We start from the raw sequence: 20,491 nt of genomic DNA on the forward strand, positions 1-20,491 counted from the left end.
CCACGGAAGCGGATTTCACCTTGGCGAAGTCCGGTTCGGGCGGGGCACAGCATCCTGTTTCCCGCCCGAAGCGGGCACGGCGAGACGAAAGGTGCCGCGATAATCGAAAATCAATGTTTGAAATGGCGCTCGCCCGTGAATACCATGGCGATGCCCTTCTCGTCGGCCTTCCGGATCGAGTCCTCGTCACGTACCGAACCGCCCGGCTGCACGATGGCCGTCACGCCATATTCGGCAGCCAGCGTCACGCAGTCGTCGAAGGGGAAGAAGCCGTCCGAAGCCAGCACCAGCCCTTCGGTAACGCCGGCGGCATGCGCCTGCCGGAGTGCGATCTCGGCCGAGCCGATGCGGTTCATCTGCCCGGCGCCCACGCCCAGCGTACGGCCGTCCCTGACGGCGACAATGGCGTTCGACTTGACGTGCTTGACGATATGCCAGCCGAAATTCAGGTCGTCCATCTGTGCCGCGGCGGGTTTTGCCTTCGTCACGCACATATCGGCCGTGACGGTTTTCGTCGCCACGTCGAGATCCTGCACCAGCAGGCCGCCGTTGACGCTGACATATTGCTTGGGGTCGACGGCCCCCTGCTGCATATCGACCTCCAGCAGCCGCAGGTTTTTCTTCGTACAGAGCACTTCGAGCGCCCCTTCGTCGAATTTCGGCGCCATGATGATCTCGAGGAAGATCGGTTTCATCAACTCGGCCGCCTCGCGCGTTACGGTGCGGTTCGTGGCGACGATACCCCCGAAGATCGACACCTTGTCGGCCTCGTAAGCCTTCGTCCAGGCATCCACGACATCCTTGCCGACGGCAGCACCACAGGGATTCATGTGTTTGAGTCCCACGCAGAACGGCTCATCGAACTCGCGGACGATGCACAGCGCGGCATTGGCATCCTGGATATTGTTGTACGACAACTCCTTGCCGTTGAGCTGACGGGCGAAAGCCAGCGAATAGGGAACCTTCGTCTGCTCGCGGTAGAACTTGGCCGACTGGTGGGGATTCTCCCCGTAGCGCAGCGACTGCACGAGGTCGAATTCGAGGAACAGCTTCTCGTTAAGCCCGGCCTGTGCACGCATATAGGCCGCGATCATCGCATCGTACTCGGCCGTATGGGTGTATGCCTTGGCGGAAAGTTTCAGGCGCGTAGCCTTTTCGGTATTGCCGGCAGTGCGGATCTCGTTCAAAATCAAGTCATAGTCCGCAGGGTCGCAGACCACCGTGACATCGGCCCAGTTCTTGGCGGCCGAACGCAGCATCGAAGGGCCGCCGATGTCGATGTTCTCGATGGCGTCCTCCATCTTCACATCGGGTTTGGCAATGGTCTGGCGGAACGGGTAGAGGTTCACACAGACCATGTCGATAAATTCGATATTGTTATCTTTCAGGGCTTTCAGGTGTTCGGGATCGTCGCGTCGCGCCAGCAGGCCGCCGTGCACGTTGGGGTGCAGGGTCTTGACGCGGCCGTCGCAGATCTCGGGAAAGCCCGTCACGTCGCTGATGTTGATTACTTCCACCCCGCTGTCGGCCAGCAGTTTCATCGTGCCGCCCGTGGCGATCACCTCCCAACCCAGGGCACGCAGGCCCTTGGCGAAATCAACGACACCCGTTTTGTCGCTGACACTGATTAATGCACGCATATCGTTATTATTCCTTTAATAATTTATTTATCGTTTCTATATAAAGCGGATATTCCACCGCATGAATCCGGGCTTCCAGCTCGGCGATGTCGTCGCCGTCGTATCCGAACGCCCGCTGGGAGATGATCTTCCCGCCGTCGAGCGTCGCATCGACATAGTGGATCGTCACACCAAAGACCTTGACGCCGTATTTCAGCGCCTGGTCGATGGCATGCGCCCCGCGGAATGCCGGCAGCAGCGAAGGATGGATGTTGATGATCCGCCCGCCGTAAGCCCCCAGCAGCACGTCGCCGACGATGCGCATGTACCCCGCCAGGCAGACCAGCTCCACGCCGGCTTCGTCGAGCCGCCGCACGATCTCGCGCTCGTAGTCGGCCTTCGAGGCATACTCTTTCGGGGCGAATACGAATGCCTCGACCCCGTGCCCCGCAGCCCGCTGCACGACCCCGGCGCCGGGTTTGTCGCAGACCATCAGCACCACCCGGGCCGGGATCTCCCCCCGCTCGCAGGCCGTGGCGATGGCCTCGAAGTTCGTGCCGCTGCCGCTGGCAAAGACCGCAAGGCGTCGCACGGCCTTAGCGGATTACGACACCCTCGGTGTCCGTGACGCGTCCGATGACGGCCGCCTTCTCGCCCTGCTCCGCAAGGATGGCGATGGCTTTCTCCGCCTGCGACGCATCGAGGGCGATGACCATGCCGATGCCCATGTTGAAGATGTTGAACATCTCGCGGTGGGCCACCTTGCCGTATTTCTCGAGGAAGCGGAACACGGGCAGTATCTCCCAAGTGCCCTCCTCGATTTCGAGCCCCTGCCCTTCGTGCAGGATGCGGGGGATATTTTCGTCGAACCCTCCGCCCGTGATATGGCTGATGCCGTGTACGTCGCAGCTGCGGATCACTTCGAGCACCTGCTTCACGTAGATCTTCGTCGGGGTGAGCAGCACTTCGCCCAGCAGTTTGTTCGACAACTCGGGATAGACCTTGTGCAGATCCAGGCAGTTATCCGCAAGGATCTTACGCACGAGGCTGAAGCCGTTGGAGTGCACGCCGCTCGAGGCGATGCCCACCAGCACATCGCCGGCCCTGACCTTCGATCCGTCGATGAGCTTCGATTTCTCGACCACGCCGACCGTGAAACCGGCGATGTCGTACTCGCCCTCGGAGTACATGCCCGGCATTTCGGCCGTCTCGCCGCCGACCAGCGCACAACCCGCCTGACGGCAGCCGTCGGCAACGCCGCTCACGATGGCTTCGATCTTCTGGGGTTCGTTATGGCCTACGGCGACATAGTCGAGGAACACCAGCGGCTCGGCACCCTGCGCCAGCACGTCGTTGACGCACATGGCCACGGCATCGACGCCGATCGTGTCGTGCTTGTCCATCTCGAACGCCAACTTGAGCTTCGTGCCCACGCCGTCGGTACCGCTCACCAGCACCGGCTCCTTCACGTTCAGCGCCGAGAGGTCGAACATGCCTCCGAATGCACCGATATTGCCCATCACGCCCAGGCGCGAGGTCGATGCCACGTGTTTCTTGATGCGCCGCACCACTTCGTATCCGGCCTCGAGGTTCACACCGGCCTTCTCATAACTCTGTGCCATTATAATCTTCCTTTAACAGTCCTTAACATTTTACGTCTTTGTTCACCTCGTCGACCGACTGGTACAACGCCGTGGGATAGTGCCCCGTGAAGCAGGCCATGCACAAATCCTTGCGGTTCCCCGCCCTGAGCAGTGCCCCGGGCGACAGGAACGCCAGCGAATCGGCGCATATCTCCGCCCGGACACCGTCCACCTCCTTGCGCGCCGAGATCAGCTCGTCGCGGGTCGAGGTATCCACCCCGTAGAAGCAGGGGTGCGTCATCGGGGGACTGGCAATGCGCACGTGCACCTCGGTGGCCCCCGCCTCCTTGAGCATCGTGACGATGCGGCGCGAGGTCGTACCGCGCACGATCGAATCGTCGACCAGCACCACGCGCTTGCCCTTGACGATCGTCCTCACGGCCGAGAGCTTCATGCGCACCCCTTTCTCGCGCAGCTCCTGCGAAGGCTGGATGAACGTACGGCCGATGTACTTGTTCTTGATAAGCCCCATTTCATACGGCAGGCCGCTCGCCTCGGCATAGCCCATCGCGGCGCTGAGGCTCGAGTCGGGAACCCCGACCACGATGTCCGCCTCGGCAGGCGCCTCGCCGAAGAGCAGGCGCCCCGACTCCTTGCGGTAGGCATGGACGTTGCACCCTTCGATGTCGCTGTCGGGACGTGCAAAGTAGATATACTCCATCGAGCACATCTCGCAACGCTTATACTGCGAGAAATCGCGGCTCCGGATGCCCTCGCTGTCGATCGTGACGATCTCGCCCGGCTCGACGTCGCGGACGAACTCCGCACCCAGCACGTCGAAGGCACAGGTTTCGCTCGACACGACATAACCGTCGCCCAGCCGGCCGATCGACAGCGGCCGCAGGCCGTATTTGTCACGGCAGGCATAGATGCGGTTGGCGGTCATGATCAGGAATGCAAAAGCCCCCTCGATCATATTCAGTGCGTCAATGATCGAATAGATGCGCGGACGGTCGTGGTATTTGGTCTCCTTCTTGATCAGGTGCGCCAGGATCTCGCTGTCCGAGGTCGACTGGAACAGGCTCCCCTTGTTCTCGAGATAAATACGCAACAACGCCGAATTGACGATATTACCGTTGTGCGCCAGCGCGAAATCGCCCGTGTTGTGGCGGAAAAGGAACGGTTGCACGTTCTCGATGCCACCACCGCCGGCGGTGGTATAGCGCACATGCCCGATGGCCATGTCGCCCTTGAGCGTCGAGAGCTTTTCCTCGTCGAACACCTCGGTGACCAGGCCGCCGCCCTTGATGCGGCGGAACGTCGCGTCCCGGTCGACGGTCACGATACCGGCACCCTCCTGACCGCGGTGCTGCAAGGCATGCAGGCCATAATAGGTCAGCGACGCAGCGTCCTTGACTCCGAAGACGCCGAACACCCCGCACTCCTCATGCAACTCGCGGTCGCTAATCTGCCCCATCACCATTACCCGACGATTTTCTGCAAACGTGCCAAAATCTCCTCGTAAGCCTCGCGCACCTTGCCCAGGTCACGACGGAAACGGTCTTTGTCGAGTTTCTCGTTGGTCGTCATGTCCCACAGGCGGCAGGTATCGGGCGACACTTCGTCGGCGAGCACGATCTCCCCGTCCGACGTACGGCCGAACTCGATCTTGAAGTCCACGAGTTTGATGTTCATCTTGGCAAAAAGGTTGCGCAGGATCTCGTTGATACGCGAGGTCATGGCGTAGATCAGTTCGAGTTCCTCGTAGGTCACGGCACCCAATGCCACGGCGTGGTGGTCGTTGATCAGCGGGTCGCCCAGCTCGTCCTTTTTGTAGCAGATGTCGTAGATGACGTTCGACGGCTGCGTACCCTCCTCGATGCCGAGGCGCTGGGCCATCGAACCGGCGATGACATTGCGCACGATCACCTCCAGCGGGATGATCGTCACCCGGCGGCACACCTGGTCGCGGTCGTTGATCGTCTCGATATAGTGGGTCTTGACACCCGCCTTCTGAAGCTCCTTGAAAATCAGGGTCGAGATGGCGTTGTTCAGCACGCCCTTGTTTTCGATCGTGGCTTTCTTGATGTTGTTGAAAGCCGTTGCCGCATCCTTGTAGTGGATGATGATCTTGTCGGGATCGTCGGTGCGGAAAACCTGTTTTGCCTTGCCTTCGTAGAGCATTTCGAGCTGTTTCATGGTGTTTGTGAGTTTAAGTTTTATGTTGTATTAATTTTTGCGGAAATAGTTGACGGCATTGCGGAACAGCGACTGTTCCTTCTCGCCTGCGATATTTTTGAAGAGGTTTTTCTCGTAACGCTCCGTATGCCCCATCTTGCCGAGGATCTGGCCGTCACGCGATACCAGGCCCTCGATGGCATACGACGAACCGTTGGGGTTGTACGGCGCCTCGGCCGTCGCATGTCCCGCGTCATCGACATACTGGAAGGCCACCTGCCCGTTGGCGAACAGTTCTCCGGCCAGTTCTTCGCTCACGACGAACTTGCCTTCGCCGTGGCTGACGGCGATCGAGTGGATGTCGCCCAGGCCAAAGCCCGCGAGCCACGGGGAGTTGAGCGTCGAGACGCGCGTCGAGACGATCTGCGAAATATGGCGGTTGATGTCGTTGCGGAACAGCGTCGGCGAATCCTTGGTCACCATGCCCAGGCGACCGTAAGGCAGCAGGCCGGATTTGACGAGCGCCTGGAAACCGTTGCAGATGCCGAGGATCAGCCCGCCGCGGTCGAGCAACGCATGGATTTCATCGTGTATATCCTTATTGTTAAGTACGTTGACGATAAACTTGGCGCTGCCGTCGGGTTCGTCGCCCGACGAGAATCCGCCGCTCAGTACGAAGATATGGGCGCGGCGGATATGTTCCTTCATTTCGCGGATCGAACGCAGGATGTCGTCGCCCCCGAGGTTGCACAACACGCTCATCTCCACCTCGGCCCCGGCCTTGCGGAATGCCTTGGCCGTGTCGTAGTCGCAGTTCGTGCCCGGGAACACGGGGATATAGACCAGCGGATGTTCGACGGCTTCGCCCCGATAGGCGAAAGTCCGGGGTGCGGGCTCCGAGGTCATCACCCCGGCATGGTTCTCCCCCTTGTCGGGGTAAACGGCCGCGAATTTCTCGGTATTGGCCTTGTAGAGGACGTCGAGCGGCATTTTCACGCCGTTGACGGTCAATGCCTCTTCGGCTGCGGTCATACCCAGCAGCCCGGCCGCAGGATGGGTCAGTTCGACGGTGCTCTCGACAAGGATCGAACCATAGGCGTATCCGAAGAGTTCCGCCTCGTCCATCTCCACCTCGGCACCGATGCGGTTGCCGAAAGCCATCTTGGCAAGACCTTCGGCGACACCTCCGAAGCCCACCGACCATGCGGCGAGGATATTGCCGCGTTCGATATTTTCGCTGACAAAGCCGAAGTTGTCCTTCAGCTGCGCCGTGTCGGGCATATGGTTCTCCCTGGGCGTATGGCGCACCAGGTAGATACGGTTGCCGGCCTTCTTGAAATCGGTCGAAATGACCGTCCCGGCATTCACCGTCGTGATGCCGAAGGCCATCAGCATGGGCGGGACGTTGATATGCTGGAACGTGCCCGACATCGAGTCCTTGCCGCCGATCGAGGGCAGGCCCAGTTCGACCTGCATCTTCAGCGCACCGAGCAGGGCACCCAGCGGCTTGCCCCACGAGCGGGGATCGCGGGTCATGCGTTCGAAATATTCCTGGTATGAGTAACGCATCCTGTCATAACGCGCGCCCGCAGCCACGACCTTGGCAGCAGCTTCGACGACGGCATACGCAGCACCGTGGTAAGGGCTCCACGAGGCCAGGTAGGGATTGTAGCCGAAGGCCATGATGCTGGCCGTATCGGTGTAACCGTCGGTCGGGAGTTTCTGCACCGACACCTGCGTTTCGCTGCCCTGCGTGCGGCCGCCGAACGGCATCAGCACGGTGGAACGGCCGATCGTCGAATCGAACATCTCGATCAGACCGCGCTGCGAGACGACATTGTTGTCTCGCAGGTTCTCCTCGAAGCGTTCGGCAAACGTCGCGCCCACGACCTCGCGGGCAAAGGGATCGCGGTTCTCCACCTCGCCGATCATGGCTTCGGCATAGTGCTTCGCCCCGGCGCTGTCGATGAATTCACGGGCGAGGTCTACGACTTTGCGCCCTTTGTTGAACATCCGCATACGGGCCGTATCCGTCACGTCGGCCACCTCGACCGCCTCGATATTCTCCTCGCGGCAGTAGCCCATGAATTCGGCGACGTCCTTCGCCTCGACGACCACGGCCATACGCTCCTGCGACTCGCTGATCGCCAGTTCCGTGGAATTCAGGCCGCTGTACTTGGTCTTCACACGGTCGAGGTAGATGTCCAGCCCATCGGCCAGCTCGCCGATGGCGACGCTGACGCCGCCGGCACCGAAGTCGTTCGATTTCTTGATGAGCCGCGTCACCTCCGGGCGGCGGAACAGGCGTTCGAGCTTGCGCTCCTCGGGGGCATTGCCCTTCTGCACCTCGCTGCCGCAGGTTTCGAGCGACTTGGTATTGTGCTCTTTCGACGAACCCGTGGCGCCGCCGATACCGTCACGCCCCGTGCGGCCGCCCAGCATGACGATCTTGTCGCCCGGGACGGGTTTTTCGCGGCGGACGTTTTCAGCCTTCACGGCACCGACCACGGCACCGACTTCGAGGCGCTTGGCCACATAGTCGTCGTGGTAAATCTCGCGCACATGGGTCGTTGCCAGCCCGATCTGATTGCCGTAACTGGAGTAGCCCGCGGCGGCCTTCTTCGAAATGACGCTCTGCGGGAGCTTGCCTTCGAGCGTATCGGACACCTTCTGGTAGATATTGCCGGCACCCGTTACGCGCATGGCCTGGTAGACGTAGCTGCGCCCCGACAACGGGTCGCGGATAGCGCCGCCCAGACAGGTCGAAGCACCGCCGAACGGCTCGATCTCGGTCGGGTGGTTATGGGTTTCGTTCTTGAATTGCAGGAGCCACTTCTCGGTCGTCCCGTCGACATCGACATCGACGTATACCGAGCAGGCATTGTTCTCGTCGCTCACTTCCAGGTCGTCCAGCAGCCCTTTCTTGCGCAGGTAACGGGCTCCGATGGTCGCCATGTCCATCAGGCAGATGCTCTTGTGCTCGCGGCCCAGTTCGCGGCGGATGCGCAGGTAAAGGGCCAGCGAATCCTCGATCTCGTCCTTTGCGAACGACTCCTCGACCGTGATGCCCTCCAGCTCGGTGGTGAAGGTCGTATGGCGGCAGTGGTCGCTCCAATAGGTGTCGAGGATGCGCAGCTCGGTCTCATAGGGATCGCGCCCCTCGGCACGGAAATATTTCACCACCTCGCGCAGGTCGTCGGCATTCATCGCCAGCCCGTACCGCTTGCAGCAGGGTTCCAGTTCGGCGTCGGTCATCTTGGTGAAGCCTTCCAGCACGGCGACGGGCTTCACCTCGGCCTGTTCCATGTCGGTCAGCACGTCCAGATTCTTCTCGCGCGACTCGACCGCGTTGATATAGTAATGGCGGATGCGCGCCAGGTCTTCGTCGGAAACGGCATCGTCGAACAGCAACAGCTTCGACGAGCGGATGCGCACCTGGGCCGACGGGTCGATCAGCCGCACGCAGTCGACGGCCGACGCGGCACGTTGGTCGAACTGGCCGGGGAGGTACTCCACGGCGATGTATTTCCGTCCCGCCAGGTCGCACGAATCGGTCACGCTGTCGGTTACCACTTCGCCAAAGACGCTGTAACGGCTCTTTTCGAGCAGCTCTCGGCTGAACCCGAACAGGTCGTAGACGTTGAGCAACCGCAGGCTGCGGATGTCCAGGTTCAGATTGGTGTTCAGCTCCCGGCGCAGGCTGTCGGCCTCGACCCGGAAACGGGGATGTTTCTCAACAAAAATCCGGTAGTTTTCCATGTTATTTCGTTTGCACTTATTTTACGAATCTGTCGGCCCACGCAGCACCGTATTCCCCGGCGTCCATCCCGACGAAGGTGATATGCCCCATCTTGCGCTTCGGACGGCTCTCGGTCTTGCCGTAAAGGTGGACATGGACACCCGGGCGGTTTTCGGCGGCGACCCTCTCGGCCGCTTCGAGATCCTGCCCCAAAATGTTCTTCATCACGGTCGGCGCCACGAGCCGCGGCTCCTGCAACGGTTCGCCCAGCAGGAAGCGCACCAGTTCGCGGAACTGGTTGGTCGTGCACCCCTCGATGGTATAGTGCCCCGAATTGTGGGGCCTCGGCGCCATTTCGTTGAAATAGAACTCCCCGTCGCGGATGAAGAACTCGATGGCGAGGATCCCGCGGTAGCGGCAGGATTTCATGAACCGCTCGCCGGCCGCAGCCATGCGGCTGCGCAGGCCGTCGTCCATCCCCTCGGCGGGGACGAAGCACAGGTCGAGGATACCGTCGCGGTGGACGTTCCGCCCGATGGGGAAATGGATGACGCGCTCCCCGTCCGAGACCATCACGATGCTGGCTTCGAAATCGAACGGCACGAACGCCTCCAGGATGCAGGGTACGGAGAGCATCGGCAGCGCACGCGACACGTCGGCCTCGTCCTTCAACACCAATTGCCCGTGGCCGTCGTATCCCAGCGTACGGGTCTTGAGCACCGCCGGGAATCCGATCTCGGCCAAGGCGGCACGCAGCGACGCCTCGTCGTCCACGGCGGCGTACAGGGGCGTCCGCAGCCCGTTGGCGCGGGCATTGTCCTTCTCGCGCAGGCGATCCTGCGAATCGTAGAGCGGGCGGAAACCCTGCGGGATGTTGTATTTCTTTTCCAGCGGGATCAGCACGCTGCCCGGGACGTTTTCGAATTCGTAGGTCACCACATCGCTACGGCGGCAAAGCTCTTCGAGCGCCGCGGCATCGTCATACGCCGCCACGATGTGCCCGTCGCTCAGCGCGAACGCGGGGGCGTCGGGCGCAGGGTCGAGGCACAGCGTGCGCGCCCCGAGCAGGTGCGCCTGCTCGACGATCATCAGCCCCAGCTGACCGCCGCCGATGATACCGATCGTTTTCGTTTTCTCTGCCATAGTCGCCTCCCCTGCCGGATTAAAGTTCTGCCGCCAGCACGTCGGCGGTCTGTTTCGCACGGAACGCTTCGAGCCGGGCGGCCAGCTCCGCATCCTGCAGTGCGAGGATCGACACGGCTATCAGCGCCGCGTTCTTCGCCCCGTTGATGGCCGTCGTCGCCACCGGAACGCCCGCAGGCATCTGCACGATCGAAAGCAGCGAATCCAGCCCGTTCAGGGCACGCGACTTCACGGGGACGCCCACCACGGGCAGCGTGGTCATCGAGGCCACCATGCCCGGCAGATGCGCGGCACCGCCCGCACCGGCGATAATCACCCCGATACCGCGGCTTTTGGCCGTCTTGGCATATTCGCACAGCAGGTCAGGGGTACGGTGGGCGCTCACCACACGCTTTTCGAAATCGACACCGAATTGTCCGAGCATGGCGACGGCATCGGCCATCACCTCATAATCGCTCACTGAGCCCATAATAACACCGACCTTCATACCTTTGGTTTTAAGTTTGAAAAAAAGACAGACCGCCACGACACGTATGTCATGGCGGTCTGGTATCTATCTGCGTATTCCGCTCCCGGACACCTGCTGCCCTTGCATCTGCGTACTCCGATCCTGCTGTCGGCACGACGACGAATAGAACGCAGCGGCCTGGCCCTGCTGTTTCTTACGTTCGCGTTGGTCGATTCTGTCGGTAGATGTCATGGGGAGGTGTTCGGATTAACCTAACAATTGTCAAAACAACGCTACAAAAATAGCGCTTTTCAGCCGATTTACAAAATCCCCGGGCATATTCTATTGACAAATTATCGACATTTCGGGATTCCGGCAAAAACAAAAAATCCGCCGCAGCCGGAACCGGCCGCGACGGATTGACATCGGTTCGACCCGTCCGTGCTATTCGCGGCTGAACGAGTAAGGGGCATCCCCGGGCTCCATACCCCGCGTGTAATCGGGTTCGGGGCGCATCGAGAAGCGGACGCCGGCACCCTTCACGAGGTCGGAATGGCGCAGGAAATTATGCGTATAGGCCTTCCCGTCGAACTGCACGGCTCCGATATAACGGTTCTCGGGGCTGTTGTCCGGCGCTTCGAGCACGATCTTATTCCCGTTTTCGAGGTTCACGACGGCCTTGCGGAACAGCGGCGAACCGACGACGTATTCGTCCGAAGCCGGGCAGACGGGATAGAACCCCAGGGCGGAGAAGACATACCAGGCCGAAGTCTGGCCGTTGTCCTCGTCGCCGCAATAGCCGTCGGGGCGGGCCGAGTAGAGGCGATCCATCACCTCGCGCGCCCAGTACTGGGCTTTCCACGGGGCACCCGCATAATTATAGAGGTAGATCATGTGCTGCGCAGGCTGGTTGCCGTGGGCGTAGTTGCCCATGTCGGCCACCTGCATCTCGGTGATCTCGTGGATGCGGAATCCGTAGTAGCTGTCGTCGTAGATCGGCGGCACGACGAATACCGAGTCGAGCATCTGGACGAACTGCTCCCGGCCGCCCATCAGGTCGACGAGCCCCTCGACGTCGTGGAATACCGACCACGTATAATGCCACGAGTTACCCTCGGTGAAGGCGTCGCCCCACTTGTAGGGGCTGAACGGCGCCTGGAACTTGCCGTCCTTGAGGCGGCCGCGCATCAGGCGGGTCTCGGGGTCGAAGACATTGCGGTAGTTCCGGGCACGCGCCGCCCACTTGTCCAGTTCAGCCTGGGGACGGTTCAGTTTCCTGGCGACCTGGAGGATACACCAGTCGTCGTAGGCATATTCGAGCGTGCGGGCCACGTTCTCGGGAATGTTCACGTCGTAAGGGATATATCCCAGCTCGTTGTAGTACTCGTGTCCCCAGCGTCCGGTCGACGCAACGGTCGGGTGCACGTGCTCCGTGGCGTACACCATCGCATCGTAGAGCACCCCGAGGTCTTTGTCGTTCGTGCCCTTCACCACGGCATCGGCAACCACCGAAGCGGAATTGTTGCCCACCATGCAGCCGCGGTGCCCGGGCGACGCCCATTCGGGCAGGAAACCGCTCTCGCGAGCGGCGTTAGCGAGTCCCTGCTGGATTTCGGCGTTCACGGAGGGGTAAACGAGGTTCAGCAGCGGGAAAAGACTGCGGAAGGTGTCCCAGAACCCGGTGTCGGTATACATGTAGCCGGGGAGCACCTCGCCGTTGTAGGGGCTGTAATGCACGACCTCGCCCTGGTCGGTCACCTCGTAGAACTTACGCGGAAAGAGCACCGAGCGGTAGAGGCACGAATAGAACGTACGGTACTGGTCGACCGTACCGCCCTCGACCTCGATGCGTCCCAGCACGTCGTCCCAGCGCGCCTGCGCTTTGGACTTCACCGTTTCGAAATCGTCGCTGCCCAGCTCCCGGAGGTTCTGCAACGCCTGCTCGGGAGAAATGAACGACGACGCCACGCTGGCGCATATCTGCTGGCCGCGGCGGGTTGCGAAATGCACCTTGGCCACGGCATGTTCGCCCGTGACGGACTTCTGTCCTTCGGGATAGAGCAGGTTGCTGCCGGGTTTGTATCCGCCGGGGGCATCGGTCAGCTCGATGGCGCTGAACGGCGTATCGAAGCGCACGACGAACCAGTTGCGGAAATTCTCCGGCACACCGCCGCTGTTGCGCGTGGTATAACCGACGATCGTACGGTCGTCGACCATCCCGACCTGCGAACCGCGGTCGAAGGCGTCGATCACCACGCCCGACTCCTTCGAGTCGGGGAAGGTGAAGCGCATCATTGCGGCGCGGTCGGTCGGCGTGATCTCCACGCGGATGTCATGGTCGGCGAGGTAAGTCTTATAGTAATAGGGTTTGGCCACTTCGGACTGGTGTGAAAACCAGCTGGCGCGCGACTCCTCGTCGAATTTGTCCTCCCCGCGCACGGGCATGAGCGAGAACTGGCCGTAATCGTTGATCCACGGCGAGGGCTGGTGGGTCTGCTTGAATCCCCGCACCTGGTGCACCCCGTAAGTATATGCCCAGCCGTCGCCCATCTTGCCGGTCTGGGGCGTCCAGAAATTCATGCCCCACGGCAGGGCGATGGCCGGATAGGTGTTGCCCGTCGAGAGCGAAAAATCCGACTGCGTACCGACCAGCGTCGAAACGTACTCCGAAGGACGGAGGCGCTGCTCTCCGGCCGAAGGGCATGTGCACGAAGCGAGTGCGGCGGCACAGAGGGCGGCAAAAGCGATATATCCTTTTTTCATGATCTTTCGATGTTTAGAGTTCATACCACACTGCGGGTTGGGCACCCATCTCGAATTCGAGCCTGCCGCCGGCGGCGATGTCGTCGAAGGCGATATAGGGCTTGGTGTAGGGTTTGCCGTTGAGCTTCACCGCCTGGATGTATTTGTTCGCGGCGGAGTTGTTATGCGCCGTGACGGTCAGCACGCCGTCGCGGACACGCACCTCGGCCCGGTCGAACAGGGGCGAGCCGAAGAAATAGCGGCCCCCGGCGGGTTCGACCTGGTAGAAACCCAGCGACGAGAGGACGTACCATGCCGACATCTGCCCCACGTCCTCGTTGCCCGAAAGCCCGTCGGGCTGGTCGTGGTAGAGCGTCGTCAGTATCTCGCGCACCTTGTCGGCGGTCTTGGCCGGCTGGCCTATCATCGTGTAGAGGTAGACGACGTGGTGGCTGGGTTCGTTGCCGTGGGCGTACTGACCGATCAGGCCCGAAATATCGGGCGAGGCGGCCCCCTCGAGCACGGAGCTGACGACGAACAGCGAGTCGAGTTTCCCGGTGAAGGCTTCCTTGCCGCCGAAACAGCCGATCAGCCCCTCGACGTCGTGCGGCACGAGCCAGGTGTACTGCCATGCGTTGCCCTCGCAGTAGTCGTCCTCGCGGTGGGTCGAGGCGAAGGGATTGAACGGCGTGCGGAATCTGCCTTTCGAATCGAGGCCGCGCATGAAGCGGGTCTGCGGATCGAAGAAATGGCGGTAGGATTTGCTTCGTTCGAGGAAATAGTCGTAATCCGCGGTCTTGCCCAGCTCTTTGGCGACCTGTGCCACGGCCCAGTCGGCGAGGGCGTACTCCATGTCGTAAGCCACCGCCTCGTTGAAGAGGTCGCAGGGGATATAGCCGTATTTCATGCGCAGATCCATACCCCGCTCGCCGAGCATCGCCGACTGCTTGAGCGCCTCGTAGGCCTGCTCCCTGTCGAAGCCACCGTAGCCTTTGAGCACGGCATCGGCCAGGGCCGGGATACCGGGATTGCCGACCATGCAGTCGGTTTCGTTGCCCATCAGGTGCCATACGGGAAGCTTGCCCTGCTGCCGGTAGATATGGAGCATCGTATTAGCGATGTCGGGCATCTTCTCGGGGTGGAGGATCGTCATGAGGGGCTGGGCGGCGCGGTAGGTGTCCCACAGCGAGAAAGTCGTATAGTTCACGAACGGCGCGGCGCGGTAGATCTTGCCGTCGGAACCGCGGTAGTCGCCGTTCACGTCGCAGAATTCGGACGGGGCGACCATCGTGTGGTAAAGCGCCGTATAGAAAATGCGGCGTGCGGCGTCGTCCGAAGTCTCGATGCGCACCTTTTGCAACTCGGCGTCCCACGCCCGGTCGGCGGCGGCGGCCGTCGCTTCGAAGTCCCAGCCGGGAAGCTCGGACTGCATGTTCAGACGTGCATTCTCGATGCTCACGGGCGAAATGGCGACCTTGACATAGATCGTCTCTCCGGCCGAAGTGTCGAAACCGACTCGGCCGTAAAGGCGCTCCGCCCTGAAGCTGTCGCCTTCGCGCAGGCCGCCGCCCTCGCCGCCCTCGTAAATGGCCAGCGACTTGAAGGGTTTGGAGAATTCGGCCGTGAAATAGACCCGCTGGTCTTTCGCCCAGCCCGTCGAGTAGCGGTAGCCGCTGATCGTATGGTCGTCGGCACGCTCGATGAAGGTTTCGGTCGGGGCATCCCAGCAGCCGCCGTTCTCGAGGTCGAAGACCACGGCGGCATCGGCCGATGCCGGGAAGGTGTATTTGTGCAGGCCGACGCGCTTGGTGGCGGTCAGCTCCACGTCGATGCCGTAGCGGTCGAGCCGCGTGGCGTAATAGCCCGGGCGGGCCTTTTCATTGGCGTGGCTGAAATACGACCACATGCCCGACTGGGGGTCGTCCTCCGTGCCGCGGGCATAGGTCACCTGCCCCACGACGGGCATCACCGTGACGTCGAACAGATCGCCGATACCGGTGCCGTTCAGGTGTGTGTGGCTGAAACCGATGACCGTCGTGTCGGAAATGTGGTAGCCCGACGTCCAGTCCCACGACTGCGGGATGCTCGTGGGGCCGAGCTGTACGGCGCCGAACGGGACGTTGGCGCCCATGAATACATGGCCGTGGCCGCCCGTGCCGATACGCATGTCGACATACTGCGTCAGCGAATCCGTACGGGGTGCCTGCGAGCAGGCCGCCAGAAGCAGGCCTGCGCCGAGAGCTGAGAGAGATTTTAAATTCATAGGGACATATGTTGTTTTTATTTGCGTTCGGGTTGCAATCCGAAAACCAGCCGGCCGCCGCCCACCAGTTCGCCATGCGAAATGCGGTATTTCTTCAGCGGCCTGCCGCCGAGGGTCATCGAGCCGATGTAGAGGTCGCCGGCTCCGGAGCGCTCCGTTTCTATAACGAGCTCCCCGGCCGGATAGTATTTCGGGTCGAGCGTAACGGTCACCTTGTCGAAAACGGGCGATGTAAGCGTATAGTAAGGCTCCCCCGGGCAGTCCGGGTAGAGGCCCATCATCGAGAAGACCGCCCACGCCGACATGGTGCCCGTGTCGTCGTTGCCGGGGATGCCGTCGGGGGCTGTCGTAAAGTACCTGTCCAGCAAACGCCGCACCTCGCGCTGCGTACGCCACTCCTCGCCCTGGAAATAGCTGAACAAGTAAGGATAGGCGATGTCGGGTTCGTTCGCCGGGTCGTACAGCCCCTGGTCGAAGACCATCTGCAGCTTGTCGATGAATCGGCGTCTGCCGCCCATCAGTCGGGCCAGTCCGGCCACGTCGTGCGGGACATAGAACGTATAGTTCCAGGCCGAACCTTCGTGGAAGCCGGGGACGGGTTCGAAATTCTCGCCCTGGCGCGGGTCGAAGGGCGTGAGGAACTTACCCTCCTTGGTAATCGGACGGAACGTGCCCGACTCGGTGCTGTAATAGTTCTTATAGCCGAGCGAGCGGGCGCGGAACAGCGCCGCGTCGTCTTTTTTGCCGAGCGAGTCGGCCAGCAGCGACAGCGCGTGGTCGGCGATATAGTATTCCAGGGCGTGCGACACGGAGTTGTCGCCCGAAAGGTCGCGGGCGTAGAAGCCCAGCGGCACATAGCCTTTTTCGATGTAGGGGTCGATGTCGGGGCGCATCCTGTTCCGCGCGCCCGGCGTCGTGGCCGACTTGCGCATCGCCTCGTAGGCGGCGTCCACATCGAAATCGCGCAGCCCCTTCATCCAGGTATCGACGATCACGGGGATCGACGGGTCGCCCTCCATGGTGAAAGTTTCACGGCCGTAAAGTTCCCACTTGGGGAGCCAGCCCCACTCCCGGTACATGCCGACCATCGAGCGCACCATCTCCAGTTGGCGTTCGGGGTAGACCAGCGTCAGCAGCTGGTGCAGGTTGCGGTAAGTATCCCACAGCGAGAAGACCGTATAGCGGTTGCCCTCGGCCGTGCGGATCTCGGCGCTCTCCATCGCGGGGTATTCGCCGTTGACGTCGCTCAGCACGTTGGGGTGGATCAGCGCATGGTAAAGCCCCGTATAGAAGACCTTCTTCTGCGCTTCGGTACCGCCCTCGACGCGGATGCGCCCCAAGTCGTCGTTCCACGTGCGGCGTGCGGCCGCGCGAATGTCGTCGAACGAGCGCCCCTGCTGCTCGGCTTCGAGGTTCAGGCGGGCGTTCTCGGCCGATACGAACGAAACGCCCATGCGCACCTCGACCTGCTCGCCCGGCTGCATGTCGTAGGAGAACCACACGCCGACGTCGTCGCCGGCAATGTCCTTGCCGTATTGCGTATAGAGCTTGTAGTTGCCGGCATCCTTGTCCCACTCGGCTTCGACGCCCTGTTTCGGGGGTTGTTTCTTCCAGAACCCGGTGGCCGCGGGGCGTTTCGAGACGCGCATCACGAAATAGACCGGGAACACCGCCTGCGGGTTGTAGCAGAACGTGCCCAGCAGTTTCATGCCCTCGACCTCGGTGTCGCTCACGCGGCGCACCCAGGCTCCCGACTCGTTGGTAAGCCCCTCGCCCAGGTTTAACAGAATATGTCCCGTACCCTCCGGAAAGGTATAGCGCTCGGCCGACGTGCGCGGCGTGGCCGTCACCTCGGTGCGGATACCGTACTTGGTCAGCAGGTTCGAATAGTAGCCCGGCGAGGCCGTCTGGCCGGTATATGCGCTGCCGTAGTTGCGGTAATCGACGTCCAGCGCACCCGCCGTCGGCATTACCAGCAGCGAGCCCAGCTCGGGGCATCCTACGCCGCTCAGGGTGACGTGTGCAAAGCCCGTGAAGAACTTGTTGCGGTACTCATAGGGCGCCGACCACCACCGGGCGTCCTTATCGTAGAGGTTCTCGTCGGAGCCCATCACATTGAACGGCACGACCGACATCATCCCGTTGGGGCATACGGCGCCGGGGTTGGTCGTCCCGAAATTGGTCGTCCCGATGAACGGGTCGACCCAATCGGCAGGCTCCTGCGCACGCAGCGGTGTCGAGAAAACGGCTGCGGCGAGCGCAGCAGTTAAGAGCGTTCGTCGCAGCGGCATCACAGGATCGAGTGTTTTTTCGTAAATTCGATGATTTCAGGGATATATCCGAAAGCCAATCCCGTAACCGTGTCCGCACACCCGTAGTAGACCGCAACGCGCCCCGTCGCGGGGTCGTGCAGCGCCGCGCAGGGGAACGTCACGTTCGGCACGTCGCCCGTGCACTCGTACGTCTCACGCGGGGAGATCAGGTACGGGCCGCTGCGCGCCGTGACTTTCCACGGCTCATCCAGGTCGAGCAATGCCGAGCCGAACGCATAGACGTAGCCGTTGCACGAACGGAGCACCCCGTGGTAGAACAACAGCCACCCTTCGCTGGTCTCGATGGGCACGGGCCCCGCGCCGATCTTCATGCACTGCCAGGCCGAAACCTCGAACGCCGCGGGCGACATCACGTGGCGGTGGCGTCCCCAGAACTCCATGTCGGGCGACTCGGAATAGAAAATGTCGCCGAACGCCGTATGCCCGTTGTCGCTCGGACGCGAAAGCATCGCGAATTTCCCGCCGATCTTGCGGGGGAACAGCACGCCGTTGCGGTTGAACGGGATGAAGGCGTTTTCCAGCTGGTGGAACGTCTCGAAATCCTCCGTCCACGCCACGCCGATCGTCGGGCCGTGGTAGCCGTTGCACCACGTCACGTAGTATTTGTCCCCGATCTGAGCCACACGCGGGTCGTAGCCGTAGACCCACTCCGAGATCTCGGCGTCGCCGCCCACCAGGTTGAAGTCCTCCTCGCGGATGTCCCAGTCGATGCCGTCCACCGAGAAGCCCGCATGGATGCGCATGCGGCGGTTCGTGTCGTCGCAGCGGAAAACACCCGCATAGTTGTACTTGCCCTTCTTAAACGGCACGACCGCCGAATTGAAGACCGAGTTGGAGGTCGAAAGCGCGTCGCGCCCGATGATCGGGTTGGCAGAATAGCGCCACATAACCTCCTTGCTCCCCGCGGGACGCTCTTCCCACGGCATATCCGGCAGTGCCGGGCCCATTATTTTCAGATTGCTCATGTTATTTGGTTGTTGGTTTATCATCATAGGTGAACGGTACGAACCAGGTCATCACAAAGGCGGGGATCGTCGCCAGCATGACCACGATGAAGAAGACGCCGTAGCCCTTCCAGTCGCTCAGGTAACCCGAAACGGCGCCGGTGAGCATCACCGAAAGGTTCATGATGCCCGAGGCGAAAGCGTAGTGCGCCATCTGGTGCCGACCCGGGGCCACCTGCTGCATCATGAAGAGCGTAAGTCCCACGAACCCGAACCCGTAGCCGAAATACTCCACGACGATGCCGCCGCCCACGAGCCACATCGACTGCGGCTGGAACCATGCCAGCAGCGCATAGACCGCGAACGGAAGGTTGAAAATGCAGCACAGCGTGAAGAGCGAGCGCCTCAGCCCGCGGTGGGCGATATAGTAGCCCGCGAGCAGCGATCCCAAAAGGAATGCCCCGGCGCCGAACGTGCCGTAGTACAACCCGATCTGCTGGTTGGTAAGCCCCAGCCCTCCGGCCGCGGTATCCGCCTTGAGGAACAACGGCACGATCTTCATCACGAAGCCCTCGCCCAGGCGGTAGAAGACGATGAAGGCGATGTAATACCAGATATGCTTTTTCGTGAAGAACGCCGCGATCACCTCCTTCAGGCTGCGCAGCCCTTCCCGCAGCGAATGTCCGTCAGCCGCACTTCCGCCCGACGGCAACTCGCGGCTGTGGTAAATACCCAGCAGGACGAGCAGGCCGCAAAGGATCGCCAGCACCACCGTCCACGACTGCACATAGGCATCGAAGGTCGCCGCCCCGGAATCGCTGAAACGCTTGCTGAGCCAGCCCGCGAACCAGACCAGGCCGCCCGTGGCGACCAGTTTCGCAAGGTTGTAGAACGCCCCCTGCCAGCCGATATACCGCGCCTGATCCTCGGTCGAGAGCTCCGACATGTAAACGCCGTCGGCCGCGATGTCGTGCGTGGCGCCACTGAAGGCCACCACCGCGAAGACCCCCACCGTGACGGCGAAGAAATGGGGCATATGCAGCGCCAGCGCAGCAAGGCCGAACAACACGCCGCTCAGGAGCTGCGTCGTGACGACGAAGAATTTTTTGGTGCGGAAAATTTCCAGGAAGGGGCTCCACAGGAATTTGATCGTCCACGGCCACATGATCAGCGACGTCCAGAACGCGATCCGGGCGTCGGAAATCCCCATATCCTTGAACATGACGGCCGAGACCATGTTCAGCACGACGAACGGAAGCCCCATCGCAAAATAGACCGTAGGCACCCAGGCCAGCGGCGAAGTTTTTTTAACTGTCGAAATCATCGGGTCTTCTCCGGTTTTAGGTTAGGGATGCACAAAGATAATAAAATCTTTCCGCACGCGATCGGTATTCCGGGCGGTTATCATCTTTGCATCCGTAAAGTAATACAATTTCGGGCGTAGGATTACTAAAGCGGCCGGCAATTTAATTCCCCGGGAAAGAAGACCGTGCAGCCGG

General features: G+C 61.4%; 13 protein-coding genes. All 13 read right to left on the minus strand.

Annotated features, from left to right (window positions below; translation table 11 throughout):
* Positions 1-110: 110 nt before the first annotated feature.
* Entirely contained in the window at positions 111-1,640 is a 1,530-nt protein-coding gene (gene purH, locus NQ559_RS02250; RefSeq protein ID WP_018695110.1) for a bifunctional phosphoribosylaminoimidazolecarboxamide formyltransferase/IMP cyclohydrolase, read from the minus strand.
* 7 nt (positions 1,641-1,647) lie between these two features.
* Positions 1,648-2,211 carry a phosphoribosylglycinamide formyltransferase gene (purN, locus tag NQ559_RS02255; RefSeq protein ID WP_018695109.1) on the minus strand — a complete coding sequence of 188 codons (564 nt, stop codon included), beginning with the start codon at positions 2,209-2,211 and terminating at the stop codon, positions 1,648-1,650.
* Positions 2,212-2,215: 4 nt separating this feature from the next.
* Positions 2,216-3,241 (minus strand): phosphoribosylformylglycinamidine cyclo-ligase, encoded by a 1,026-nt coding sequence (gene purM, locus NQ559_RS02260; RefSeq protein ID WP_018695108.1) that lies wholly within the window; start codon positions 3,239-3,241, stop codon positions 2,216-2,218.
* A 22-nt stretch (positions 3,242-3,263) separates the two neighbouring features.
* Entirely contained in the window at positions 3,264-4,685 is a 1,422-nt protein-coding gene (gene purF / locus NQ559_RS02265) for an amidophosphoribosyltransferase (protein ID WP_018695107.1), read from the minus strand.
* Entirely contained in the window at positions 4,685-5,401 is a 717-nt protein-coding gene (gene purC / locus NQ559_RS02270) for a phosphoribosylaminoimidazolesuccinocarboxamide synthase (RefSeq protein ID WP_018695106.1), read from the minus strand. The genes purF and purC overlap by 1 nt, the downstream gene beginning before the upstream one ends.
* A gap of 30 nt (positions 5,402-5,431) precedes the next feature.
* Entirely contained in the window at positions 5,432-9,139 is a 3,708-nt protein-coding gene (locus tag NQ559_RS02275; RefSeq protein WP_018695105.1) for a phosphoribosylformylglycinamidine synthase, read from the minus strand.
* A gap of 16 nt (positions 9,140-9,155) precedes the next feature.
* Positions 9,156-10,262 (minus strand): 5-(carboxyamino)imidazole ribonucleotide synthase, encoded by a 1,107-nt coding sequence (purK, locus tag NQ559_RS02280; protein WP_018695104.1) that lies wholly within the window; start codon positions 10,260-10,262, stop codon positions 9,156-9,158.
* A 19-nt stretch (positions 10,263-10,281) separates the two neighbouring features.
* Positions 10,282-10,749: a 5-(carboxyamino)imidazole ribonucleotide mutase gene (gene purE / locus NQ559_RS02285; RefSeq protein WP_018695103.1), complete on the minus strand. Its 468-nt coding sequence runs from the start codon at positions 10,747-10,749 to the stop codon at positions 10,282-10,284.
* A gap of 405 nt (positions 10,750-11,154) precedes the next feature.
* A complete protein-coding gene (locus NQ559_RS02290) occupies positions 11,155-13,473 on the minus strand; it encodes a GH92 family glycosyl hydrolase (RefSeq protein ID WP_018695102.1) in 2,319 nt (772 codons plus the stop codon).
* Positions 13,474-13,486: 13 nt separating this feature from the next.
* Positions 13,487-15,715, minus strand: coding sequence for a GH92 family glycosyl hydrolase (locus NQ559_RS02295; protein ID WP_018695101.1), 2,229 nt, complete (start codon positions 15,713-15,715; stop codon positions 13,487-13,489).
* 17 nt (positions 15,716-15,732) lie between these two features.
* Positions 15,733-18,006, minus strand: coding sequence for a GH92 family glycosyl hydrolase (locus tag NQ559_RS02300; RefSeq protein WP_018695100.1), 2,274 nt, complete (start codon positions 18,004-18,006; stop codon positions 15,733-15,735).
* A complete protein-coding gene (locus tag NQ559_RS02305) occupies positions 18,006-19,013 on the minus strand; it encodes a glycoside hydrolase family 130 protein (RefSeq protein ID WP_026318229.1) in 1,008 nt (335 codons plus the stop codon). Before NQ559_RS02305 ends, NQ559_RS02300 begins: the two co-directional genes overlap by 1 nt.
* A gap of 1 nt (position 19,014) precedes the next feature.
* The gene (locus NQ559_RS02310; RefSeq protein WP_018695098.1) at positions 19,015-20,316 is read right to left on the minus strand and encodes an MFS transporter; all 1,302 of its coding nucleotides are present in this window, start codon (positions 20,314-20,316) and stop codon (positions 19,015-19,017) included.
* Positions 20,317-20,491 lie beyond the last annotated feature (175 nt).

The organism is Alistipes onderdonkii (assembly GCF_025145285.1).
In the GTDB taxonomy this organism is placed as follows: Bacteria; Bacteroidota; Bacteroidia; order Bacteroidales; family Rikenellaceae; genus Alistipes; species Alistipes onderdonkii.

Coding starts and splice junctions, on each gene's coding strand:
- purH (WP_018695110.1), bottom strand. CDS start 1,640: ATGCGTGCATTAATCAGTGTCAGCGACAAAACGGGTGTCGTTGATTTC.
- purM (WP_018695108.1), bottom strand. CDS start 3,241: ATGGCACAGAGTTATGAGAAGGCCGGTGTGAACCTCGAGGCCGGATAC.
- purF (WP_018695107.1), bottom strand. CDS start 4,685: ATGGTGATGGGGCAGATTAGCGACCGCGAGTTGCATGAGGAGTGCGGG.
- purC (WP_018695106.1), bottom strand. CDS start 5,401: ATGAAACAGCTCGAAATGCTCTACGAAGGCAAGGCAAAACAGGTTTTC.
- NQ559_RS02275 (WP_018695105.1), bottom strand. CDS start 9,139: ATGGAAAACTACCGGATTTTTGTTGAGAAACATCCCCGTTTCCGGGTC.
- purK (WP_018695104.1), bottom strand. CDS start 10,262: ATGGCAGAGAAAACGAAAACGATCGGTATCATCGGCGGCGGTCAGCTG.
- purE (WP_018695103.1), bottom strand. CDS start 10,749: ATGAAGGTCGGTGTTATTATGGGCTCAGTGAGCGATTATGAGGTGATG.
- NQ559_RS02290 (WP_018695102.1), bottom strand. CDS start 13,473: ATGAAAAAAGGATATATCGCTTTTGCCGCCCTCTGTGCCGCCGCACTC.
- NQ559_RS02295 (WP_018695101.1), bottom strand. CDS start 15,715: ATGAATTTAAAATCTCTCTCAGCTCTCGGCGCAGGCCTGCTTCTGGCG.
- NQ559_RS02300 (WP_018695100.1), bottom strand. CDS start 18,006: ATGCCGCTGCGACGAACGCTCTTAACTGCTGCGCTCGCCGCAGCCGTT.
- NQ559_RS02305 (WP_026318229.1), bottom strand. CDS start 19,013: ATGAGCAATCTGAAAATAATGGGCCCGGCACTGCCGGATATGCCGTGG.
- NQ559_RS02310 (WP_018695098.1), bottom strand. CDS start 20,316: ATGATTTCGACAGTTAAAAAAACTTCGCCGCTGGCCTGGGTGCCTACG.